Source organism: Gemmatimonas groenlandica (assembly GCF_013004105.1).
In the GTDB taxonomy this organism is placed as follows: Bacteria; Gemmatimonadota; Gemmatimonadetes; order Gemmatimonadales; family Gemmatimonadaceae; genus Gemmatimonas; species Gemmatimonas groenlandica.
Genome location: NZ_CP053085.1, coordinates 1,674,982 through 1,698,185, shown reverse-complemented (window position 1 = coordinate 1,698,185; position 23,204 = coordinate 1,674,982). Strand labels below are relative to the sequence as shown.

The window sequence follows — 23,204 nt, the reverse complement described above, 5'->3', positions numbered from 1 at the left end:
ACCATGGGTGACGCACGGCCGCCGCAGGAGCTCGCCTCGCTTGTCGCGCGACGTCTTGCCGAACGGCGCGGCGAGTTCGCCGTGGTCGGCCTCGCCCGCAGTGGGATCGCCGCCGTGCGTCTGCTGCGCGCCGCCGGCTGCTCAGTGTACGCCTCCGATGCCTCCAAGTCCGACGCCGTACGCAGTGCGGGCGCCATGCTCGAACGCGAAGGCGCCAGCGTTGATGTGGGCGTGCACAACGTGCAGCGCATCGCACACTGCTCGGTGCTGGTGGTCAGCCCCGGCATCCCGCCGACGGCGCCGCCGATCCGCGCCGCCCTCAGTGCCGGTGTACCCGTGGTGAGCGAAGTCGAAGTCGCCCTGCGATTGCAGCCGGCGCTGCGCTACATCGCGGTGACCGGCACCAACGGCAAGACGACCACGACGGCGCTGATCGGACATCTGCTGCGCGCTCTGGGGCATGACGTGGCCGATGTCGGCAACATCGGTACGCCCGTGTCGGAGCTGGCGCTCATGATCGCGCCGCCCGCGTGGGCGGCGCTCGAACTGTCGTCGTTCCAGTTGCACGACACACCGGGCATCATGCCCAATGTCGGCGTGCTCACCACGCTCAGCCCCGATCATCTCGATCGCTATGCCAGTGTGGACGAGTACTACGCCGACAAGAAGCGGCTCTTTGCGAATGCCGAACTGCCGTCGCAGTGGGTAACCACCGCCGACAGCGCCGATGTCGACGCGTTGGTGGCTGGTATTCCGGGGCATTGGCACCGCTTCTCCGTGCATCGCACCGACGTGGACGGCTATTACCATCGCGGGTCGGGCATGCTGCACCTTTTTGGCGAGCCGCTGGTCGCACGCGGCACGTTCGCCTTGGTCGGCGATCACAACGTCGCCAACGCGCTCGCCGCGCTGCTGGCGGTCATGGCGGCTGATCCTTTGCACCGCACTCCCTTGGCGCGGGCGAAGTTGGCGAAAGCGATCGGGACCTTTGGCGCGCTGCCGCATCGGCTCGAGCCGGTGGTCGATCGCAATGGCATCCTGTGGCTCAACGACTCCAAGGCCACCAACATCGACTCCACCAAGGTCGCACTGGCCAGCATGTCGCGTCCCACCATCGTGCTGCTGGGCGGCCGTCACAAGGGTGAGTCCTATACGGCGCTGGTGCCCGAGCTGCTGCGCACCGCCAAGGCCGTGCTCGCGTACGGTGAGGCCGGCGCGCTGATCTCGGGCGATCTCGAAGCCCCGTTGCACGGACGTGTCATGGTAGAACACTGCGGCGCGGACAGTTTCGAGCAGGTCATGCATCGGGCCCGTGCCATGGCGGTGGCCGGCGACGTGGTGTTGTTGTCGCCCGCCTGTTCCAGCTACGACATGTTCAACAATTATGAGGAGCGCGGACGCGAGTTCGCGCGACTCGCGGATGTCATCGCGTGAGTGATCGCGAGCGTGGCGTGATGAGCGGAACCATGACCGGCAATATGACCGGCAATCTCACGGGCACCCGTGAACGGTGGCGCATGTCGCTCGAAGCGCGCGCACTGCTGCTGGTGACGGCGGTGCTGGTGTCGTTCGGGTTGGCGGTGCTGTACAGTGCCAGCGCCTTGCAGGCGATCTCGGCGAACAGTCCTGGACACTTCTTTGTGCTGCGCCAGTTCACCGGCGTGGTCGTGGGCGTGGTGATCTTCGCGGTCTGCGCCAAGGTCGACGCCGAAGTCTGGCGACGCTATGCGTGGCATATCATGGGGATCAGTCTCGTGCTGATGCTGATCGTGATCCTGCCCGGCACGGAGGCGATCTCCAAGAGCATGTACGGCTCGCGGCGCTATCTCTTCAACGGCTCGATACAGCCGTCGGAGTTGGCGAAGTTCGCCGTGCTGGTGTGGACGCCGATGCTGCTCGTCAAGAAAGGCGCTGCCGTGAAGCAGTTGGGCAAAGGGCTCATGCCCTTCGCGGTGGTGATCGGCGCCCTCAGTCTGTTGGCGATTCTCGAGCCGGATATTTCGGTAGCTATGATGTTCTGTCTCATCATGGCGGTGCTGCTGTTCGTGGGCGGCGCGCGCGTCTCGCACTTTCTGTTGTTCGGTGCGGTGGGCCTGCTCCTGATCGGATTTCAGGCGTCGCAGAGCTCGTACGTGCGGAAGCGCGTGGAAAGCTTTCTGTCCAAGGAGCAGGAGTCGACCACGCGATCAGCCACGGCCGATCAACAGTACCAGTCGTTCGTTGCGGTGGGGTCCGGCGGCATTGCGGGCGTCGGCTTCAGTCAGGGCAATCAGCAGCGCGGCTGGTTGCCGCTCGCCTACAACGATTTCATCGGCTCCATCGTGGGTGAAGAGTTCGGATTCCTCGGACTCGGTGCGCTCACCCTCGCCTTCGCGCTCTACGGCTGGCTCGGATTCCGCATCGCGAGGCAGGCGCGAAGTCCGTTCACGGCGCTGCTTGCCATCGGCATCACCTTCGTCACGGTGTTCACCGCCTTCATTCATCTGGGTGTGGTGATTGGCCTGTTGCCGAACACCGGACTGACTTTGCCATTCGTGTCGTACGGACGCTCCAACCTCGTGCTGACGCTGGCGATGACGGGCATCCTCGTGAACATCGGCAGTGACCGCGAGCGCGTGTACGGCGCCACCGCCACCGACCCGCTGGTCGCGATGGCATGACGCCGTCTCGTGCGACCCGTGTCTTCTTTGCGGGCGGCGGCACCGGTGGGCACTTGTACCCCGGACTCGCGATTGCCCGCGCGTTGGTGAAGCAGGCGCCGCATGTCGCGCCACACTTCATCGGTGCGCGTCGCGGGATCGAACGCGATGTGCTGCCGACCACGGAGTTCGCGTTCACGCTGCTCGACCTGCATCCGCTGTATCGTCAGGCGCCCTGGAAGAACTGGCGCACGATCGTGGGCGCTTTCGGTGCGTGGCGCGAGATCACGCAACTCGCGGCATCGAATGCACCGCGGGCCGTCATAGGCACCGGCGGTTACGCCGCGGGCGTCGCGTTGGCGTGGGGACGCGCGCATGGCGTACCCACCATGCTGCACGAGCCTGATTCGCATCCGGGGCTGACGACACGCACCTTCGCGAAGGGCGCGAAGTCGCTGTTCCTCGGCTTTCCTGAAGCCGCGAATCGGCTCTCGGTCGGCCCACAGACGCAGGTGCTGCCGTTGGGATGTCCGATTGAACCGCCGCCGGCATCGCCTCGCTCGCGGGCTGAGGCGCGCGGCGTGTGGGCACTGCCTCACGACGCCTTCGTCGTGCTCGTGGTGGGCGGCAGTCAGGGCGCACGTGCCTTGAACGACGTGGTCGCGGCGTGGACTGCGCAAGGACTTCCCGACGGGGTCGCCGTGATCTGGGCAACGGGGAAGCAGCAGGCGGCAGCGTATCTCGACCGTGAATCCGGCATGGTGCGGGTCCGTCCGTACCTCGCGCCGATAGCGGACGCCTACGCCGCCGCCGATCTCGCGGTCACGCGCGCCGGTGCGCTGACGATCGCCGAGTTGTGCGCCTGGGGCATTCCGTCGCTCTTGGTCCCGTTGCCAAGCGCCGCGCAGGATCACCAGACGCACAACGCCAAGGCGACGCAGGCATCGGGCGCCGCGCGCTATGTGCCGCAGCACGATTTTACCGTCGCGTCGCTCGACGCCGCGGTGCGATCGCTGCGGGACGACTCGGCGGCACGGGCCGCCATGCACCACGCCGCGCTGCAGCGAGCCCGTCCCGGTGCCGCCGCCGACATCGCCCGATCGGTCATCATGACCCTCGGCCTCGATGCCGTGGGGATCGGTTGATTGCGTCGCCATATTGAAGCCATGTCTGCGCCGCCTACACGCCCCGATAACGCCGAATCCGGCACCCGCGCTCCGTCGCTGACGGCCGCCATTCTGCTCGATCGCAGCGACCCGCGTCCGGTGCATTTCATCGGGATCGCCGGTGCTGGCATGAGTGCGCTGGCTGAACTGCTCGCTCGTCGCGGCGTGCGCATTCAGGGCACTGACGCGAATCCGGCGGGGGCGCCCGATCTCGCGCGCTACGGGATCGCCGTCGCCGCGCACGATGCTGCGCTGGTCGCCGGCTCGCGCGCGGTCGTCTACTCCTCGGCGATCGCGGCGTCTCATCCGGAGATGGTCGCCGCGCGTAACGCCGGTATCCCCCTCGTCCGTCGCGCCGAAGCGCTGGCCGATGCGGTCAGTGGTGGTACGCTGGTCGGGATCGCCGGCACGCACGGCAAAACCACGACGACGGTGATGACGACCGAAGCGCTCGCCGCCGCTGGTCGCGAACCCACCGGCGTGGTGGGAGGACGTGTCGAGCTCTGGGCCGGAAATCTGCGGCTCGGTGGCGACACGTACGTGGTCGAAGCCGATGAATATGATCGCTCGTTCCTCGCGCTCGATCCCGCCGTCGCCGTCGTGCTCAATGTCGAAGCCGATCATCTCGACATCTATCGCGATCTCGACGACATCATGCGCACGTTCGAGCAGTACCTCACGCCGGCGCGCGTCGTGGTCCGCTGCGCCGATGACGACGGCGCGATGGCCCTGCGCATTGCGTCGCGTCACGAGGTCATTGCCTACAGCGCCACCGCGCCCGGTGCCGCTCCGTCGTCGCACGCCGCTGATGCGCGGCTCGTCGCCGGTGATCTCGTGCTCGACGCGATGGGCGCACGCTTTCAGGCGCGGTTCGACGGCGAAGACCTGGGACTGGTGCAGTTGTCGGTGCCGGGAATCCACAACGTACGCAACGCGCTCGCCGCCCTCGGCGCCGGACTCGCCCTCGGGTGTACGGTCGCGAGCATGGCGCCGGGACTCGCCGCCTTTCGCGGCGTCGAGCGCCGTTTTCAACGCCTCGGATCAGTGCAGGGCATCGATGTGGTCGATGACTATGCGCACCACCCCACCGAGGTGCGCGCCACGATTGCCGCGGCGCGCCACGCTTTCCCCGGCCGTCGACTCGTGCTCGCCTTTCAGCCGCACTTGTATTCGCGCACGCGCGATCTGCAAATCGATTTCGCCGATGCGCTGAGTGCGGCCGATGTGCTGTTGCTGTGCGACATCTATGGCGCGCGGGAAGCCCCCGATCCCACGGTCACCTCGGCGCTCATTGGCGATCGCGTCATGGCGGGTGTGCTGGAGTGGCAGGGCCCGCGAAGCGACGCGGCGGCCGCACTGCGTGCCGTCGTTCGCGACGGCGACGTGGTCGTGACCATGGGCGCCGGTGATATCACCAAGACGGGACCTGAGCTGCTCGAGGCGCTGCGCCGCTGATGGCCACCGCCGCGTTCGAGCCTGGTACGTCGTCGGCCAAGAAAACGTCGCCGAAGGCGACAGCGAAGGCCGCTCGCCCCACCTGGCTGCGCTGGGTGCGGGCCGTTGGATTTCTGCTGGCGGTTGGCGTCGTGGTGGGCGCACCGTGGTGGGGCCCCCTCGCGCTGGCGCGACTCGACTACTTCCACGCCCGTCGCGTGGTGTTCGAAGGCGTGCGCTATGCTCGTCCGACAGAGCTGATTGCGCGGCTCAAGGTGGACACCTTGCAGTCTGTGTGGCAGCCGTTGGAGCCGCTGGTCGAGCGCATCGCGGCGCACCCGATGGTCGCGTCGGTCGCCGTCGAGCGGCAGCTGCCGGGGACCCTGCTGATTCGCGTCGTCGAGCGGGAGCCAGTGGCCTACGTGCCGCGCAAGGGACGGCTCGAGCCGGCCGATGCCACCGGGCGTCCCCTGCCGATAGACCCCGCGAGGTATCCGCTGGACGTGCCCGTCGCCGCCTCGGCCGATAGCTCGCTCTTGCACCTGTTGGACGGTCTGCGCAAGGATGCGCCGCGACTCTATGCCCGCGTTTCGCACGGCGAGCGGGCCGGAACGGACGAAATGCGCTTCAAACTGGGCGGCGTCACCGTGCGAACCAGCTCCGACGTGACCGTAGCGCGGTTCAAGGACATATTACCTGTGGAAGCGGACCTCGCGCGGAATCATCTGCGTGCGGTGGAGCTGGACCTCCGCTTCCGTGACCAGGTGATCGCCAGACAGCCATGACTTCCGAACCCATTGTCGCCGCCCTCGATATCGGCACCGCGCACACTACCGCTATCGTCGCGGCGGTGCACGGCGATCTGCCGCGCACGCCGACGCTGCGCGTGCTCGGGGTAGGGAACACCCGCACGATGGGCTTGCGACGGGGTGTCGTCTCCGACATCGAGGAGGCCACACACAGCATCCGGAAAGCGGTCGAGGAGGCCAGTCGCGTGGCCGGCGTGTCCCCGGAATCGCTGTACGTCGGCATCGCCGGAGAACACGTGCGCGCGATGTGCTCCACGGGTGTCGTGGCGATCAGTGGCAACGAGATCATGCGCACCGATGTCGATCGCGTGAATGAAGTCGCGCGCGCGATGGCGATTCCGCAGGACCGTGAGCTGTTGCACGCGATCCCGCAGGAGTATCGCGTCGACAAGACCGATGGGATCCGCGATCCCGTGGGAATGATCGGCACGCGCCTCGAGACGGAGATGTATCTCGTCACGATCGGCAGCTCGCCAGCGATGAATCTGCGCAAGAGTATCGAACGCGCCGGCTACAAAACGCGCGAGCTCGTGCTCGAGCCGCTGGCCAGTGCGCTGGCGGTGCTCACCGAAGAAGAGAAGGAACTCGGCGTCATCCTGCTCGAACTCGGCGCCGGTACGACCGATCTCGCCGTGTTTCACGAGGGGAAGATCCGGCATCTCGGCACGATCCCGTACGGCGGCAACGCCGTCACGAGTGATCTCGTGCAGGGACTCGGGATCACGAACAACGATGCCGAACAGCTCAAGGAAGCCTACGGCTGCGCGTACGAGCCGATGGTGGATGCCGAGCAGGTGATCGCCATGCCGGCGTCGGCGTCGCACGGCGAGCGGCACATCTCGCGGGAACTGATGACGCACATCATTCATCAGCGCATGGACGAGATCTTCGACAAGGTGCAGCGCGAGGTGCAGACTGCGGGGTTCGCCGGTCGGCTGAATGCGGGCATTGTCCTCACGGGTGGCGGTGCCGCGCTCGAGGGCGTGAGCGAGCTCGCCGCCGACGTGTTCGGGCTTGGCGTACGCGTGGGTGTCCCGGGCGACAAAGTCGGCGGACTCGTTGAGCAGATCGCCGAACCGCGCTTCGCCACGGCGGTCGGTCTGGCCCTGTACGGCGCTCATCGCGTGGCGCTTGGCGGTGTGATCGCGCGCCGCCCATCACTGACGGGCGCCGGTGTCGACAAGCTGGCCACCCGCGTGAAGACGTGGTTGCAGGATTGGTTTTAACGTAACGGCGAAGTAGGGAGTAAGAAGTACGGGGTACGGAGACAGCGGTCTCGGTGCCCCGTAGTCGCATCCGCCCTACTCCGTACGCCCTACTCCGTACTCCATACTCCATACTTTTTCGGAGCTTCCCCGTGAACGTCGGTCTCCCCCGTTTCCGAGCCGTGCGCCAGGCGCTAACGCGCCACGCGCTGCTGCTCGGATTCGCGCCCTTCGCCTCGTTGGCTGCCCAGCAGCTCACGACCGAAGCGCGCGATCCCAATCAGAAGCAGGATCCGACGTTCGCCCAGAACTACCAGGAGTGGCTGGCCAATGCAAAGCATGGCAGCCCGCTGGTGGATCACCTGCCGTTGGTGGCGGGGATCCCGACGCCGCGCGATGTGCTGGGGTATCACATCGGCGCGCCGCGCAAGCTCACGTACTACGCCGATCAGCTGAAATACTATCGCGCGCTCGCTGCGGCGTCGCCGCGCGTGAAGATCGAAACCATCGGTCGCTCCGACGAAGGTCGTGAGCTCGTCGTGGTCTGGATCTCGTCCGAGGCGAACATGCAGCGTCTCGACCAGAACCGGAAAAACCTCGCGAAGATTGCCGACCCGCGCGGTATGACCGAGGCCCAGGTGAAAGCGGTGCTGGCCGATACGAAGCCGCACTACCACTTCATGGGCGGCCTGCACAGCGGCGAAACCGGTCCGTCGGAAATGCTGATGGAGCTGGCCTATCGTCTCGTCACCGAGACGTCGCCGCTGATCAGCCAGATCCGCGAGCAGTTGTATGTGTCGATGACGCCGGCGGCCGACGCCGACGGTCGTGACCGCAACGTCGACTGGTTCTTCCGCGGCCTCGACATGGCGGCGGCCATTCCGGCGCCGGCGATCACTCCCGCCGTCACGCCGGCTCCGGCCGCGCCTGGCGACTCCTCGCGTCGTGCGCCAGTGGCCGCGCCAGTGGCCGCGCCTGCGGCGGGCGGCGGTGGAGGTGGAGGTGGCGGCGGTGGGTTCGGTGGCGGCGCCGGTGTGCCGTACTGGGGCAAGTACGTGTACCATGACAACAATCGCGACATCAACATCAAACTGGTGCAGATGCGCGCGATCATCGATTGGTACTTCACGGCCTACCCGCCGATCATGCACGATCTGCATGAAGCGCAGCCGTTGCTCTACACGTACACCGGCGGCCCGCCGCAGAATCCGAATCTTGATCCGATCCTGTTTGCCGAGTTGCCGTGGTTCGGCAACTGGGAGATGGCGCAGATGACGAAGTGGGGCATGCCGGGTGTGTACACGCATGCGTTCATGGACGGCTGGTCGCCCGGGTATCTCGGGTCGGTGGCGTACAACCACAACGGTCTCATGAAGATGTACGAGACGCAGTCGGGACGAGACCTCGATAGCACGGCGATGGCGAATGCGCGCAAGGGTATCGCCAGTGGCGCGCCGGCCCCCGGCGGCGGACTTGGTGGACGCGCCGGTGCGGTGCCCACCGGTCGTGGTGGTGCGCAGGATCGCGAGTGGTACCGCGGCAATCCGATCGGCTTCAACGACATCGCGACCTTTACGCGTCGCTCGAACACGAATTACATGGAGACCGGCGTGCTCTCGGCGCTGCAGCTGGCGTCGATGTTTCCGGCCACCGTGCTCGAGAACTTCTACATCAAGACGCGCAACAGCATCGAAGAGGGCAAGGTCAAGGCGCCGTACGGCTTCGTGATTCCGCTGCAACGCGACATGACGCGCGTGGCGGAGTTCGTGAATCTGCTGCGTGTGCAGCGTATCGAAGTGGGGCAGGCCACCGCGCCGGTGAAGGTGGGCGCAATCACGTATCCGGCCGGCTCGTATGTGATCAAGCGTGATCAGCCCTACGGTCGTCTCGCCAAGAATCTCATCGAGCGGCAGCAGTATCCGGACGCGCGACTGAACACGTACGACGACAGCGGGTGGTCGATGGGCCTTGCGATGGACGTGGATGTCGTCGAGATCGCCGACGTGAGCATTCTGAAGGCCGCCGTGTCACCGGTCGACAAGATCGTGCTGAAGGGCAACACGCGCGGCAGCGGCAACGCCGCCATCGCCGTAGCGCACACCGGGTCGAACAACATGGTCACGCTGCGCTACCTGCTGCGCACGGTGCCGATGAAGGTGGCGGAGAAGAGCTTCGCCGCCGGCGACACGACCTTTCCGGCGGGTTCGTTCGTGGTCGATGGCAAGTACGCGCCGCGGGTGCGTACGCTGGTGGATTCCCTGGGACTCACCGCGGCGATGATCGGCAGCGCACCGTCCGTGTCGATGCATGACGCCGATGTGCCGCGCGTCGCGATCTACTCGCAATGGAGTGGCACGCAGAATCTCGGGTGGTATCGTCTCACGTTCGACGAGTTCAAGATTCCGTACGATTTGATCTACAAGGAGCGCGTCGTGCAGGGAAACCTGCGGAAGGACTACGACGTGATCCTGATGGCCGAGCAGAACCTGAGCCGCCAGACGGTGATGCAGGCGCCGGCCGCGCGCCCGCAGCCGTATCTCAAGAACGACAAGTACAAGTTCCTCGGCATGTACGGCGAGACGAAAGATCTCACCGGCGGCTTCGGCCAGCCGGGCGTCGATGCGTTCGCGTCGTTCCTCGCGTCGGGCGGCACACTGATCGCGATTGGAGAGTCCGCGCGCTTGCCGATCGAATTCGGCTGGGCACGTACGGTCGACAAGGTCACCGTGCCGGGGCTCACGTCGCAGCGTCCGCTGGTGGAAGCCACGATCACGCGTCCCGAGCATCCGGTGTTCTACGGCTTCGGCAAGACCGTGATCCCGGTGAAGTACGTGGGCGGCACACCGTTCAAGGTCGGCATCGCCGACGAAGGCAACGTGCTCGCGCGCTACGTCGGTGGCGACAGGGCGGTGCTGTCGGGACTCATGACCGGCGCCGATTCGCTCAAGTTGCGTCCGTTCGCCGTCGATGTACCGGGCGCGGTGAAGGGCAACGGTCGCGTGATCATGTTCGCCAACAACCCGATCTATCGTTGGCAAAACCATGGGGAGTTCAACATGGTCTTCAACAGCATCATCAACTGGAACGACGCCGGCGGTCCGGCCGAGACGAAGCCAGCGGCGGCGACGGCACCGGCGGGTAGCCGCTAGGCCAACTCCGTAGAACCGATCACGCAGAGAGGGTAGAGAGCGCAGAGAACGCAGAGACCATTTTTTGACTCTGCGGCCTCTGCGCTCTCTGCGCCTCCGCGTGATCTGTTCGCCGAAACAGCGGCCGCGCGGAGTCCACGTCCGGCGGCCCCATTCACGAATGTCACAAGCCGTCGAAATGAAGGGAATTGTGGATAAAACCGGGCCTGTTTCACGCCGCCAGAACTCGTGACGAATTCGTCCAACTTCAACGGATTTCACGGGTTGCGCTGCACTCTCGAATGTGTATTCTAGGGAAGCTTTCGCACCATGCGGCATGATCTTCCACATCCCTGAGAGTCCGTGCGCGGACCGCCCACCATGGCGGAGCTCGCTGCAAAGGACTCATGGTGACCCAGCCTGCTGCCGGGTTGCTCTGCGAACCACCCTGAGCCCGTAAAGCCCCGTATGGAGCTCCCCCGCATGACCTTCGAGTTCGAAGAGAGCGCTGCCCAGAACGCCCGCATGAAGGTCGTGGGTGTGGGCGGCGGTGGCGGCAATGCCGTCAACCGCATGATCGAGGAACATCTCGAGGGCGTCGAGTTCATCTCGGTGAACACCGACGCGCAGGCGCTCATGAACTCCAAGGCCGACGTCAAGATTCAGATCGGCAAAAAGCTCACGCGTGGACTCGGCGCTGGCGCTCGCCCCGAGATCGGGCGGCAAGCCATCGACGAGAACCGCGAAGACACCAAGCGCGTGCTCGGCAACGCCGATCTCGTGTTCGTGACCTGCGGCATGGGTGGCGGCACGGGCACTGGCGCGGCGCCGGTGATCTGTGAACTCGCGCGTGAAGCGGGCGCCCTCACCGTCGGCATCGTCACGCGGCCGTTCCTGTTCGAAGGACGGAAGCGGATGCGCCAAGCGGAAGAAGGCATCGCCGAGATGCGAAAGCATGTGGACACGATGATCATCGTGCCCAACGAGCGGCTGCTGGCCGTAGTCGGCAAGGGCATCCCGTTCCACGAGGCGCTCAAGAAGGCCGACGAAGTGCTGCTGCACGCGACGCAAGGCATCTCGCTTCTCATCAGCGAAACCGGCCTCGTCAACGTCGACTTTGCCGATGTGCGCACCGTCATGCAGAACGGTGGCTCGGCGCTCATGGGCACCGGTATCGGCCGCGGCGAGAACCGCGCCATGGAAGCCGCCCAGCAGGCCATCGCCTCGCCGTTGCTCGACAACGTGTCGATCTCCGGCGCGACTGGCGTGCTCGTCAACATCACGGGCGGTGAAGACCTCACCCTCGGGGAAGTCACGCAGATCAACGACATCGTGCACGATGCCGTGGGCGACAACGCCGAGATCATCTTCGGCGCCGTGCATGAGCCCGCCATGATGAACGAAATCCGCGTTACGGTCATCGCGACCGGATTTGATCGGCAGATGCAGGGAGGCGCCGGCAACGGAGTCGTCCGTAATGTGCCGCTCGGCACAACGGCCCCTTCCGCTGTCACACCACCGGCTGCATCTTTTCCTCCTGCAGCGGCTGCCAAGTCCCCCGCCGTACTCCCGTTCCCTACTCGGGACCGGCCCGCTGTGAGACCTGTTGCCGCCCCCGCTCGTCCTGCGTGGGAAGGGGCGCCACCACGGCCGCCTCGCGTTCCACCGATTTCTCCGTCGCCCAGCGCTGAGCTCGACGACATGGAAATCCCGACGTTCATACGGAGACAGATGGATTGACCAGCGCTCGCGCACGGCTCCTGATGGCTACCCTTTGTGCCGGTATCGGAGCCACCGCTATTGCGTTGGGACGTCCCGTCCCCGAACGCCCCGCAGCGACAGTACTCGCTGCGGGGTCTCGTGTTTCTGTCGCATCGAAGTGGCGCGTGCGAGTCGACACCGTCAAACGGGGTGAGCCGCTCGTAGCCGTGCTGGAACGTGCGGGCGTCCCGCGTGACGAAGCTGCCCGTGTCTTGATGGAATCGCAGGCGATCGACGCGCGGAAGATCCGCGCCGGCACCACCATCACCTCCAAAGTCAGCCCGGATTCCGGCGCTTCAGAGGTCGTGCTGCAGTTGGCGATCGATCGCTTGGTGCGCTTCACCCGCTCCGCCACCGCCGGTTCGCGGTCAGGATGGCTGGAGAAAGAAGAGACGCTCTCGTGGACCACCGACACCGTCGTGGTTGGCGGTGTGGTGACCTCCACGCTTACGGGAGCCATTGCGCAGGGCGCCGAGGCGTTTCCGGCCAATGTGCGCGACGAAGTCGCCTACGCCTTGGCCGACATTCTCGAGTACCGTGTTGATCTCAGCCGCGATCTGCGCGAGGGAGACACGATCAAGGTGCTCATGGAGCGTCAGCGGGCGCCGAACGGCGCGGTGCGTCCTGGCGACGTGATCGCGGCCCGACTCACGGTCGATGGCCGTCGGGTGGAAACCATGCGGTTCGCGCAGGGCACGAAGTCGAGCTACTTCGATGGCGAAGGGAAGTCGATGCGTGCCGCGTTTCTGCGCGCACCGCTCGCCTTCCGGCGCATCTCGAGCGTGTTCGGCCTGCGACGTCACCCGATCCTCGGTACGGTGCGCGCACATCAGGGCATGGACTACGCCGCCGCGCGTGGAACCCCCGTCCGCGCGCTTGGCGATGGCGTCGTGATCTTCGCCGGATGGAAGGGCGGATATGGTCGCGTGCTCGAAATTCGTCATCGCAACGGCTTCGTCACGCGCTACGGCCACCTCAATGCCTTCGCCCCTGGCATCCGTCGTGGCACCAATGTTTCGATCTCGCGCACGGTCGCTTTCGTGGGCACGACGGGCCTTTCCACTGCGCCGCACCTGCATTTTGAAGTGCTCGTGAACGGCAAGCACCGCGATCCCCGGGTGGCCCTGCGCAACGTGACCGGTGAGCCGCTCGCCTCCGGCCAGCGCGCCACCTTCGACGATCTCAAGGCTCGGCTTTTCGCCCGGCTGGATGGCCCCCGCGACGCGAGCACGGCGGCGGCGCCGGTCGTGACGCGCATCGCTGGCGACTGAACTGATCGGCATCCTTCCGCGTAAAGGGCAAAGAGGCTTCGGCTTCTTTGCCCTTTGCCCTTTCTCCTATCGTGCCGATCAATGACGTTACTGTCGTGATTCGCTGGATACTTGCCCTCGCACTCGGCGTTGCCGCGGCTTGGCTCGCCTACGGGCGCGTCGGAACGCTTGCGCGCTCCCGTGCGATCATGCTCGGCGCCCTACGCGCCCTCGCCGTGACCCTCGTCGCGGCCATCCTCTTCGGCGCCCCCTCGGCGCCGCCTCGACCGGCGACGCCCTTGGTGGCGATCGACGTGTCGGCCTCCTCGCGTCGCGCCGTTGGCGACGAGAACTCGGTGGTCAAGGCGTGGCGCGAACGCCTCTCCGAGGCCGTCAAGCGTGATGCGCCCGGTGCCGAGGCGTTTGTGATCGTCGGCGACTCCATTCGCGACATCAGCGCCTCCGATATCGCGACCCTGCGTTCCGACGATCAGGGCTCGCGCGTGCGGGCCGCGGTCGATCGTGCCGCGTCGCTAGGGCGTCCGTTAGTGCTGCTCACCGACGGTGAAGTCGATGACGCCGAGTCGCTCGCCGAAGCCCCGACCGGATCGATCATTCGCGTGTTGGCGAACGCGCCGCGTACCGACGGGGCGATCGCCGATATGGCGGTGCCGACCACCGCCACCGCCGGAGATACGATCACCGTGGCGGCGACCGTCACCGCCGGTGCGTCATCGACGCCCGACGCGCAGTTGCGGGTGATGGTGGATGGGATCGCGCCGGTCGTGCTCGCCGTGCCGGCCCTGGCGGCACTCACCTCGACGCGCGTCACGTCCACGATCGCACTGCCGCGCGGCGCGCGTTCGGCGCTCGTGCGGTCGGTATTGCTCGTTCCCGGCGACGCGGAGCCGCGCAACGACACGCTGTCCACCACCATCGACATCGGTGACCGGCCCTCGGCGGTGTTCGTGTCGACCGCCCCTGACCTCGACGTGCGTGAGGCACTGGTGGTGCTGCGCGGCGCGCTGAACGTGCCCACGCGGGCCTTCCTGCGCGTGGCACCGGGCGTCTGGCGCGTGGAGGGCTCGCTGGCGCCGATCAGCGAGGACGACGTCAAGACGCAGGCGGGCGCCGCGGGCATGCTGATCGTACATGGCGATACGGCCTGGCGGCCGCGCGCCGCCGCCCGTAGCGCGACGGGTGCGAAAGCACTCTGGATCCCCGCGCCGCCCACGACGATCGCGCGGGCGGGCGAATTGGCGCGGACGCCGGAATGGTATGCGTCGGGTGTGCCGGCGTCTCCGCTCGCCGCGGCACTCGCCGGCTTACCGCTCGATTCCTTGCCACCGCTGACTCTCGCCGGCCCGGCACGCGGCGCGATGCCCGTGCTGACCGCGCAACTGGGCAAGCGCGGCGACGCCGTGCCCGCCATTGCGGCGCGCATCGAGAACGGTGTCCGCACCGTTGTCGTCTCCGGATCGGGATACGCTGGCTGGGCGCTTCGCGGTGGCCGCTCCGCGGAGGCATTCGGTGCGTTGTGGGGTGCCATTTTCGACTGGCTGGCGGCCGGACGCGGTGATGTGCGGGCTGCCCGGCCGATCGCGTCGCTCATGCGTGCTGGTGATCCCGTCGCGTGGCGTCGCGGCGGGGTCGACTCGATCGTGGCCGTGCGACTGAGCCGACGGGGCGGCACTGCTATCGACTCGCTCACGTTGCGATTCACCGGGTCGAGCTTCGAAACAACCTCACCCGCATTGGCGGCTGGGGTGTACGATGTGCAGGCTGAGGGCGGCGCCAGCGTGTTGGTGGTGAACGCCTCGCGCGAATGGGTGCCACGGGCTCCCACCGTCCGTGATGGTGTGCTCTCGCGCGGTGCGTTGTCGTCGGATGCCCCCCGACTGGCTGACGCGGGATGGCCGTTCGTGCTTGCCCTGTTGCTGCTCTGCGGCGAATGGATCGGCCGCCGCGCTGGCGGCTATCGCTGATCGTCGCCACTCGTTCGACACTTCGTTTCTCTTCGCCCGGTCAAGAATGGCTCGCCTGTTTCGCCGTAAGGATGAAGCTCCCAAGCGCTCGCTCTGGCAGCGCTTCAAGGACGTTGCGTTCACCGACGTGTCGGTGCTCTTCAAGGGCGTCGACGAGGGATCGCTCGAAACGCTCGAGACGCTCCTGATCGAATCCGATTTTGGCGTGACGACGTCGCTGGCACTGGTGGCGGACGTCGAGTTTCGCGCCAAGCGCGGTGAGGTCAAAACCGAAGCGGAATTCCGTGGTGCCCTGGCTCAGGGTATCGAGGCCGCACTCCGGAAGGGCAACGCCGACCCGACGCTGCTTCGTGCCACGACGGGGCCCACCGTGGTGCTCGTGATCGGGGTGAACGGCGCCGGCAAGACGACCTTCATCGGGAAGTTGTCCGCGCAATTCAAGAAGGAAGGCAAGAAGGTGTTGCTCGGTGCCGCCGACACGTTCCGGGCCGGCGCGATCGACCAGTTGCGTGTCTGGGCGGAGCGTGCCGGTGTCGACTTCGTGGGCGGCGCACCCGGATCGGATCCCGCATCAGTCGCATTCGACGCCGTCGATGCCGGCATGACGCGTGGTGCTGACATCGTCATCGTGGACACCGCCGGTCGCCTGCACACCAGTGACGATCTCATGACGGAGTTGCGCAAGATTCATCGCGTGATCATGAAACGACTCCCCGACGCTCCGCACGAGGTCTTGCTCGTGCTCGACGGCACGATCGGCCAGAACGCGCTCTCGCAGGCGCGCACCTTCTCGGCCGCGGTCCCCGTCACGGGCATCGTGGTCACGAAGCTCGATGGTACCGCCAAGGGCGGGATTGTGGTGGCCGTGCACGAGGCGCTCAACGTGCCGATCAAGTTCGTCGGTCTCGGTGAGCAGATCGGCGACCTCGAGCCGTTCGATGCGGGAGACTACGCCAAGGAGCTGGTGGAGGCGTGATGGCGTTCGGCGGCGATCGTGACCCGCAGGAGCGGAAGCGACGTCCGCCTGCGCGTCCGGCGCCGCGGCTCACGCTCGACACGCCGGTCACCTATCTCAAAGGCGTAGGCCCGGTGCGCGCCGAGCTGCTGGCGCGTCTCGGGATCACGATGGCGGGCGATCTGCTGCGCCACGTGCCGCACCGCTACGAAGACGCCAGCACGGTCACGCGCATCGCGCAGGCCGTCGTCGGCGCCGACATCACGGTGCTCGGTCAGGTGATTGCCAAGGGCGTGCTGCCCACCCGCAAGGGGCTGCGGGTATTTCAGGCCGTCGTACAGGACGCCAGCGGGATGATCGAAGTGGCGTGGCCTGGGCAACCCTTCCTTGATCGCACGATCAACAAGGGCGATTGGCTGCTCTGCACGGGGCAGGTCCGCTTTTTCCACGGCCGCCGTCTGCAGCCACGCGAGTTTGTCAATCTTGGGCCGGAAGAAGAAGGCACGAACGAAGGGCGCGTGCTGGCCGTGTATCCGAGCACCGAAGGCCTCTCGGTGCGAGTGCTGCGCGCCATGGTGCAGCAGCATCTCGAGCAGCTGTTGCCGTTGGTGCAAGAGACGCTGCCGCGCGAGATCCTGGCGCAGGCCGACGTGCCTCCCCTGCCGGAGGCGCTGCGGCTCGTGCATCGCCCGACGTCGGTGGCCGAGGCTCTGCGCGGGCGCGCCCGGCTCGCCTTCGAAGAGTTGCTGTGCGTGCAGCTACTGCACCGGAAGGCGAATCAGGTGGCCCGCGAAGCCCGCGGCGGCACCGCATTCGTGAATCGTCGCGACCTGACCACGAAACTCCGCGCGGTGCTGCCGTACACGCTCACCGGCGCGCAGGTTCGGGCCATTCGCGAGATCGTGGCCGACATGGCCAGTCCGCGCCGCATGCATCGCTTGCTGCAGGGCGACGTGGGCGCGGGTAAGACGGTCGTCGCCGTGTTCTCCGCGCTGTTGGCGATGGAGAACCGCGCACAGGTCGCGCTCATGGCACCGACCGAATTATTGGCCGAGCAGCACGCGCGCAGCATCGGCGCGCTGCTCGCCCCGCTCGGTATCAGCCCCGTGTTGCTCACTGGGCGGCTGGGGGCCAAGGAGCGCCGCGCCGCGCTGGCGCGTCTGGCCGACGACGAGCCCGTGCTCGCGATCGGCACGCATGCGCTGATTCAGGGTGATGTGGCGTTCGCCAACCTCGGCCTCGCGATCATCGATGAGCAGCACCGATTCGGCGTCGAGCAGCGCGCCACCCTTGGACTGAAGGGCAAAGCCCCCGACGTGTTGCTCATGAGCGCGACGCCGATTCCGCGTTCGCTGGCGCTCACGCTGTACGGCGATCTCGATGTGAGCGTGCTCGATGAACGCCCGCCGGGTCGACACCCCATTACCACGGTGGTACGTCCGGAATCGGGCCGGCCGAAAGTGTTCGAGTTCGCCAACACGCAGCTCGACGCCGGACGCCAGGTGTACGTGGTGTATCCGCTCATCGAGACGTCCGAGAAGATGGAGCTCAAAGCGGCCACGGTGATGTTCGAGGAGCTCGTGAGCGGGCCATTCGCCACGCGTCGTGTGGCGTTGCTGCACGGGCGACTGCCGGCCGACGAGCGCGATCTGATCATGCGCGCGTTCCGCGATGGCGAGGTGGACGTGCTGGTGGCCACGACGGTCATCGAGGTGGGCATCGATGTCGGCAACGCCACGGTCATGATCATCGAGCACCCGGAGCGATTCGGTCTCTCGCAGTTGCACCAGCTGCGCGGCCGGGTCGGGCGAGGCGCCGAGCAGTCGTACTGCATTTTGCTCGGCGACGTGGGGGCCGAGGCGGCAGAACGTCTCGGGTTGTTCGCCGGAACTGAGGACGGGTTCGAAATCGCGCGGGCCGACCTGCAGCTGCGCGGCATGGGGGATCTGTTCGGCGCCAAGCAGCACGGTTTGCCGGCCTTCAGGATCGCCGATCCGCTCCGCGACGAGGCGCTCAACGAGACCGCCCGGATCGTGGCCGAACGCGTGCTGAAGGACGACCCGCAGCTCACGGCGCCATCGCATCAGGGGCTTCGCCACCTGCTCACGGTAGGCTATGCCCGCGCGCTGGAGCTGTTCCGGGTTGGTTGAGCGGTACCCGGGGATTCCGATGCGGACCGGTCGCTCGATCGTGTATGTTAGGGGAGCTGCGGGCGATGCCGCCCAACGAATGGACAGGATCTTTGGCCAGGGACGCCGTGGCGCATGGCTCGGCAGTACGGTTGCGCACGGCTCGGGCAGCGCTTACGGCGGGGGTGCTCGGACTGGCCGTGGCGGTCGGGTATGACGCGTGGTATCGCAGCACGCTGGTCGTGCGTGAGCGCGAGCGTGTACGCGCGCAGATGGCGCCGCACGCGCAGGCGCTCGAGAACGCGATCGGTCGTCGCGTCTCACGGTTGATCGGACTCAAGGATTTCGTGGAGGCGCAGCCGTCCCTCGACGCGCTGAATCGCACGTTCAATACCTTCGCTGCCGGGCTGCGAGTTGCGGCGCCGGGGATTCGCGCGCTCCAGCTCAACCGTAGTGGCCGGATCATCGCGACGGAGCCGATGTCGGACGCGTCCCGGTTGCTCGGTTACGACCTGCTGCAGGATCCGCGAGCGGAGATCGCCGATGGCGTCCGCCGGGCCATGTCATCATCGAGCGTCGTCGTCACGGGACCGATCGAACTGCTGCAGGGCGGGCAGGGCCTGCTGATCCGACGTCGCCTCGACGAGGGACCGCCAGGGTTTCCCGACCTGGTGTCGATGGCCGTCGATGTGAAGCCGCTCCTCGACGAGGCCAGTGCGATCGCGCCGATGCTGAGGTTACGCGTGGCGTTGCTCGATCGCGCGCGACAGCCGCTCCGCGGCAGTCCGATCGGACTCGGCGATCCCGCAACCGTGTCGGTCTCGATCATGGACGGTGAGTGGACGCTCCTGGGCATGCCGGTCGACGGTTGGAACAGCGCCGTTTCGCGCGAACTGCGACCGACGCGCGTCGCATCGGCCGTCATCCTGCTGCTCGTTATGTGCGTCACGTACCTGTTCTTCGGACGGCAGGCGCGGCTCGAGGATGCCGTCGAGGAACGCACGCGCGATCTGGAGCGCGCCAATGACGACCTGCGGAAGGAAGTTCAGGAGCGTGAACGCGTCGAACAGCAGTTACGGTTGAACGATGAGCGGCTCCAGATCGCGCTCATGAGCGGCAAGATGGGTTTGTGGGGGTACGATCCGATCGCGGGCGTTATCGAGTGGTCCGAACAGTCGCTCGAGTTGCTGGGCCTCGCCGGTGAAGCGCGAGTGATGACCGGCGATCGATTCATCGAACTGATTCCGGCGGCGCTTCGTGACATGGTGCGCGAAGGCATTGCCAAGGCAATGTTGGGGCGACCCGCGCATGCCGAGTACACCGTTTCGAAGGCGGATGGGAGCACGCGCTGGCTCTACGTTACCGGGACCCCGCTGACCGACGGCGTCGGTCCAGGCGCTATCCCCTCGCGCATCATCGGCGTGCTGGCGGACATCACCGAGCGCCGGTTGCTCGAGGAGCAGTTGCTGCACTCGCAGAAGATGGAAGCGGTCGGTACACTCGCCGGCGGCATTGCGCACGATTTCAACAATCTGCTCACGGCGATGATGGGCTTTGCGCAGCTCGCGGACCAGCAGGCGTCGACGCTCGTCCACGATGACGCGCCGCTTGCCTTGCGCAATGGCCTGCGCGATGTGCGGACAGAATTGATCGAGATCATGAAGGCCGGCGAGCGCGCCGCGATGTTGACCTCCCAACTGCTCGCGTTCAGCCGGCGGCAGAGAGTCACGCCGACGGAAGTCGATGTGAACGTCGCCGTGCATGACATCGAGCGCATGCTGCAGCGGCTGATCGGCGAGCGGCTGACGCTCACGACGCGAACGGTGGGACAACCACTTCCCGTCATGGTGGATGCCGGTCAGCTCGCCCAGGTGCTGGTCAATCTGGTGGTCAACGCGCGCGACGCGATGCCGAACGGTGGCATGGTTCAGGTCTCGACTGACCTGCTCGATCTGGCCGCGGTCGGCGATGGTGCATACGCCGGGGTGCCGGCCGGCGCGTGGGTCGTCTTGACCGTCCAGGACAGCGGCACCGGTATGACGCCGGAGGTACAGGCCCGGATCTTCGAACCGTTCTACACGACCAAAGCGATTGGGGACGGTACCGGGCTCGGGATGTCCACCGTGTACGGCATCGTGCAGCAGGCCGGGGGACGGCTGCTGGTGGACAGTACGCTCGGCGTCGGCACTGCCGTGCGGGTGCTCCTGCCGAGACTGGCGGCGAGATCGCTACCGGTGGGCGCCCCGCCAGCGGTGGAGCGCCCGACATCGGAGCTCATCCTCGTGGTCGAGGACGAGCCCGGGCTCCGCCGACTGGTCGCGGAGATTCTCAATCGGCGAGGCTTCCGGGTTCGGGTCGCCGCCGATGGGATCGAGGCCTTGGAGGTCCTGGATGGCGATCGGGCGCTCCCCAGCCTAGTCATCACCGACGTCGTGATGCCGCGATTGGGCGGCCGCGGACTCGCCGAAACCATGACCGCGCGCGGGATCCTCGTCCCGGTGCTGTTCATGTCGGGCTACCAGGCGGGTGAAGAACTTCCGGACGACGCGACGCATGCCTTCGTGCCGAAGCCCTTCACCCCCGACACGCTGGTCACCAAGGTGCGTCAACTCTTGGAGCGCGAGCGGGCAACGGTGTAGCTTCACGGCTCTCCCTCAACTCGTCCGATGAACCAATCCAGCACCCGTATCGCCGACCTCAAGCACCATGTCGGCGCCGTCGTCACCGTTCGCGCCTGGGTCACTCACCTGCGCTCCAAGGGCAAGGTCGCTTTCGTCGTGGCCCGTGACGGCACCGGCATTCTGCAGGCGGTGTTGGTCAAGTCCGAGGTGCCTGAGGCGTCGTGGAACGCGTTCGCCGAACTTACGCAGGAAGCGTCGGTGGCGCTCACGGGTGAAGTGCGCGCCGATGCGCGCGCGCCCGGCGGCTTCGAGATGGGCGTGCAGACGCTCGAGGTGATCGGCGCGAGTCCGAACGATTATCCGATTCAGCCGAAAGAGCACGGCATCGACTTCCTGCTCGACAACCGCACGTTCTGGCTGCGCAGTCAGCGTCAGGTCGCGATCATGCGCGTGCGACACGAGCTGGAACAGGCCGTGCACGACTTCTTCTACGCGCGCGATTTCATCCGCTGCGATACGCCGATTCTCACCGCGGCGATCGGTGAACGGGCCGGCCTGTTCAGCACCGACTACTTCGACGAAGGTACGGCGTACCTCGCGCAGACGGGGCAGCTGTACGGCGAAGCGCTCGCGGCGGCGATGGGCCGCATCTACACGTTCGGCCCCACCTTTCGCGCCGAGAAGTCGAAGACGCGTCGTCACCTCACCGAGTTCTGGATGATCGAACCCGAGATGGCGTGGTACGATCAAGACGACAACATGGATCTGCAGGAAGCGTTCGTGCGCTACCTGGTGGAGCGTGTGCTCGAGCGTCGACAGGAAGAGCTCAAGGTGCTCGAGCGCGACACATCCAAGCTCGATTGCGTGTCGCAGCCCTTCGTGCGCCTCGACTACGGCGACGCCGTGAAGTTGGCGCAAGGGAAGGGCAGCGACATCGTCTGGGGCGACGACCTCGGCGCGCCCGATGAGGCGCTCATCGTCGACGAGTATCAGCGCCCGGTGTTCGTCGTGAACTATCCGAAGGAAGCGAAAGCGTTCTACATGAAGGAGAACCCGCTCGATCCGCGCACGGTGCGCTGCGCCGATTTGCTGGCGCCGGAAGGCCGCGGCGAAATCATCGGCGGCTCACAGCGCGAAGACGACTACGACAAGATCCTCGCGCGTCTCACGCACGAAGGGCTCCCGGTCGAGGCGTACGGCTGGTATCTCGACCTTCGCAAGTACGGCACGTTCACGCATTCAGGCTTCGGACTCGGACTCGAGCGCACGATCGCGTGGATCTGCGGCATCGAGCATATCCGCGAAGTGATCGCGTTCCCGCGGATGATGGGACGGCTCTCACCCTGACCGCTCCGATCTCTTGACCGCGTCCCAGTACCGGTCCTGCTCCTCGAGCGAGAGGGCCGTGAGCTCCACCCCATCGGCGTTCGCCAACGCTTCCATCGCGGCGTAGCGTCGCACGAACTTGGCGTTCGTCCGGTCGAGGGCCAGCGCGCCGTGCACGCCGGTCTTGCGCGCCAGGTTCACGACGGCAAAGAGCAAGTCGCCCAGCTCGGCCTCGAACGCGTCCTGATCGGCCACCTGACCATCCGCGTTCACGTGCGCGGCCAGCTCGTCGATCTCCTCGCGCACTTTCTCCAGCGGACCGAGGGCATTCGGCCAGTCGAAGCCCACGCCGGCGGCGCGGTCCTGCAACCGGTGGGCCCGATGCAGCGACGGGAGCCCCGCCGGGAGCCCCTCTTCCAGCGTCGAACGTTTGGCCTTTTCGGCCTTCATCGACTCCCAGCTGCGCTTGATGCCGTCGCCGTACAGATGCGGATGCCGCGCGTGCATCTTGGCGACCAGTGCACCGGCGACGTCCTGCATCGTGAACGCCCCGCGCTCTTCGGCCACCACCGAGTGAAAGAGCACCTGCAAGAACAAGTCACCCAACTCGTCGCGCAGCGTCGGGTCGTCGCCCTGCGCGATCGCGTCGTCGACCTCGTGCGCTTCCTCGATCAGGTACGGGCGGAGCGAGCTGTGCGTCTGCACCCGGTCCCACTCGCAGCGGGCCCGCAGATCCCGCATCAGGTCCAGCGCGTCGTCCATCGTCCGTTGCATCGCTTCTCCGTACGTCGTTGGC

General features: G+C 66.5%; 15 protein-coding genes. 14 read left to right on the top strand and 1 reads right to left on the bottom strand.

Annotated features, from left to right (window positions below; all coding sequences use genetic code 11):
• Positions 1-3 precede the first annotated feature (3 nt).
• The 14 genes from murD (at position 4) to asnS (ending at position 22,429) form a co-directional block, all read left to right on the top strand.
• On the top strand, positions 4-1,434 hold the full coding sequence (gene murD, locus HKW67_RS07185; RefSeq protein ID WP_171224732.1) for a UDP-N-acetylmuramoyl-L-alanine--D-glutamate ligase: 1,431 nt from the start codon (positions 4-6) through the stop codon (positions 1,432-1,434).
• Complete coding sequence (locus tag HKW67_RS07180; RefSeq protein WP_171224731.1) at positions 1,431-2,660, top strand: FtsW/RodA/SpoVE family cell cycle protein; 1,230 nt, start codon at positions 1,431-1,433, stop codon at positions 2,658-2,660. Before murD ends, HKW67_RS07180 begins: the two co-directional genes overlap by 4 nt.
• Positions 2,657-3,784, top strand: a complete 1,128-nt coding sequence (locus tag HKW67_RS07175; RefSeq protein ID WP_171224730.1) for a UDP-N-acetylglucosamine--N-acetylmuramyl-(pentapeptide) pyrophosphoryl-undecaprenol N-acetylglucosamine transferase — start codon at positions 2,657-2,659, stop codon at positions 3,782-3,784. Before HKW67_RS07180 ends, HKW67_RS07175 begins: the two co-directional genes overlap by 4 nt.
• A gap of 21 nt (positions 3,785-3,805) precedes the next feature.
• The gene (gene murC, locus HKW67_RS07170; protein WP_171224729.1) at positions 3,806-5,260 is read left to right on the top strand and encodes a UDP-N-acetylmuramate--L-alanine ligase; all 1,455 of its coding nucleotides are present in this window, start codon (positions 3,806-3,808) and stop codon (positions 5,258-5,260) included.
• Positions 5,260-6,024 carry a cell division protein FtsQ/DivIB gene (locus HKW67_RS07165; protein ID WP_171224728.1) on the top strand — a complete coding sequence of 255 codons (765 nt, stop codon included), beginning with the start codon at positions 5,260-5,262 and terminating at the stop codon, positions 6,022-6,024. Before murC ends, HKW67_RS07165 begins: the two co-directional genes overlap by 1 nt.
• A complete protein-coding gene (ftsA, locus tag HKW67_RS07160) occupies positions 6,021-7,274 on the top strand; it encodes a cell division protein FtsA (protein ID WP_171224727.1) in 1,254 nt (417 codons plus the stop codon). The genes HKW67_RS07165 and ftsA overlap by 4 nt, the downstream gene beginning before the upstream one ends.
• 161 nt (positions 7,275-7,435) lie before the next feature.
• On the top strand, positions 7,436-10,402 hold the full coding sequence (locus HKW67_RS22275; protein ID WP_206044635.1) for a M14 family zinc carboxypeptidase: 2,967 nt from the start codon (positions 7,436-7,438) through the stop codon (positions 10,400-10,402).
• Between the two features lie 462 nt (positions 10,403-10,864).
• Positions 10,865-12,121, top strand: a complete 1,257-nt coding sequence (gene ftsZ, locus HKW67_RS07150) for a cell division protein FtsZ (RefSeq protein WP_171224726.1) — start codon at positions 10,865-10,867, stop codon at positions 12,119-12,121.
• Positions 12,122-12,267: 146 nt separating this feature from the next.
• Complete coding sequence (locus HKW67_RS07145; RefSeq protein WP_171224725.1) at positions 12,268-13,413, top strand: M23 family metallopeptidase; 1,146 nt, start codon at positions 12,268-12,270, stop codon at positions 13,411-13,413.
• 71 nt (positions 13,414-13,484) lie between these two features.
• Positions 13,485-15,377: a hypothetical protein gene (locus HKW67_RS07140; protein ID WP_171224724.1), complete on the top strand. Its 1,893-nt coding sequence runs from the start codon at positions 13,485-13,487 to the stop codon at positions 15,375-15,377.
• 46 nt (positions 15,378-15,423) lie between these two features.
• Positions 15,424-16,353 (top strand): signal recognition particle-docking protein FtsY, encoded by a 930-nt coding sequence (ftsY, locus tag HKW67_RS07135; protein ID WP_171224723.1) that lies wholly within the window; start codon positions 15,424-15,426, stop codon positions 16,351-16,353.
• Entirely contained in the window at positions 16,353-18,482 is a 2,130-nt protein-coding gene (gene recG, locus HKW67_RS07130) for an ATP-dependent DNA helicase RecG (RefSeq protein ID WP_171224722.1), read from the top strand. The genes ftsY and recG overlap by 1 nt, the downstream gene beginning before the upstream one ends.
• A gap of 65 nt (positions 18,483-18,547) precedes the next feature.
• Positions 18,548-21,100 carry an ATP-binding protein gene (locus tag HKW67_RS07125; protein ID WP_171224721.1) on the top strand — a complete coding sequence of 851 codons (2,553 nt, stop codon included), beginning with the start codon at positions 18,548-18,550 and terminating at the stop codon, positions 21,098-21,100.
• Between the two features lie 27 nt (positions 21,101-21,127).
• A complete protein-coding gene (gene asnS / locus HKW67_RS07120; protein WP_171224720.1) occupies positions 21,128-22,429 on the top strand; it encodes an asparagine--tRNA ligase in 1,302 nt (433 codons plus the stop codon).
• Here asnS and mazG read toward each other — a convergent pair.
• Complete coding sequence (gene mazG, locus HKW67_RS07115) at positions 22,421-23,182, bottom strand: nucleoside triphosphate pyrophosphohydrolase (RefSeq protein ID WP_171224719.1); 762 nt, start codon at positions 23,180-23,182, stop codon at positions 22,421-22,423. The genes asnS and mazG overlap by 9 nt on opposite strands.
• Between the last annotated feature and the right edge of the window lie 22 nt (positions 23,183-23,204).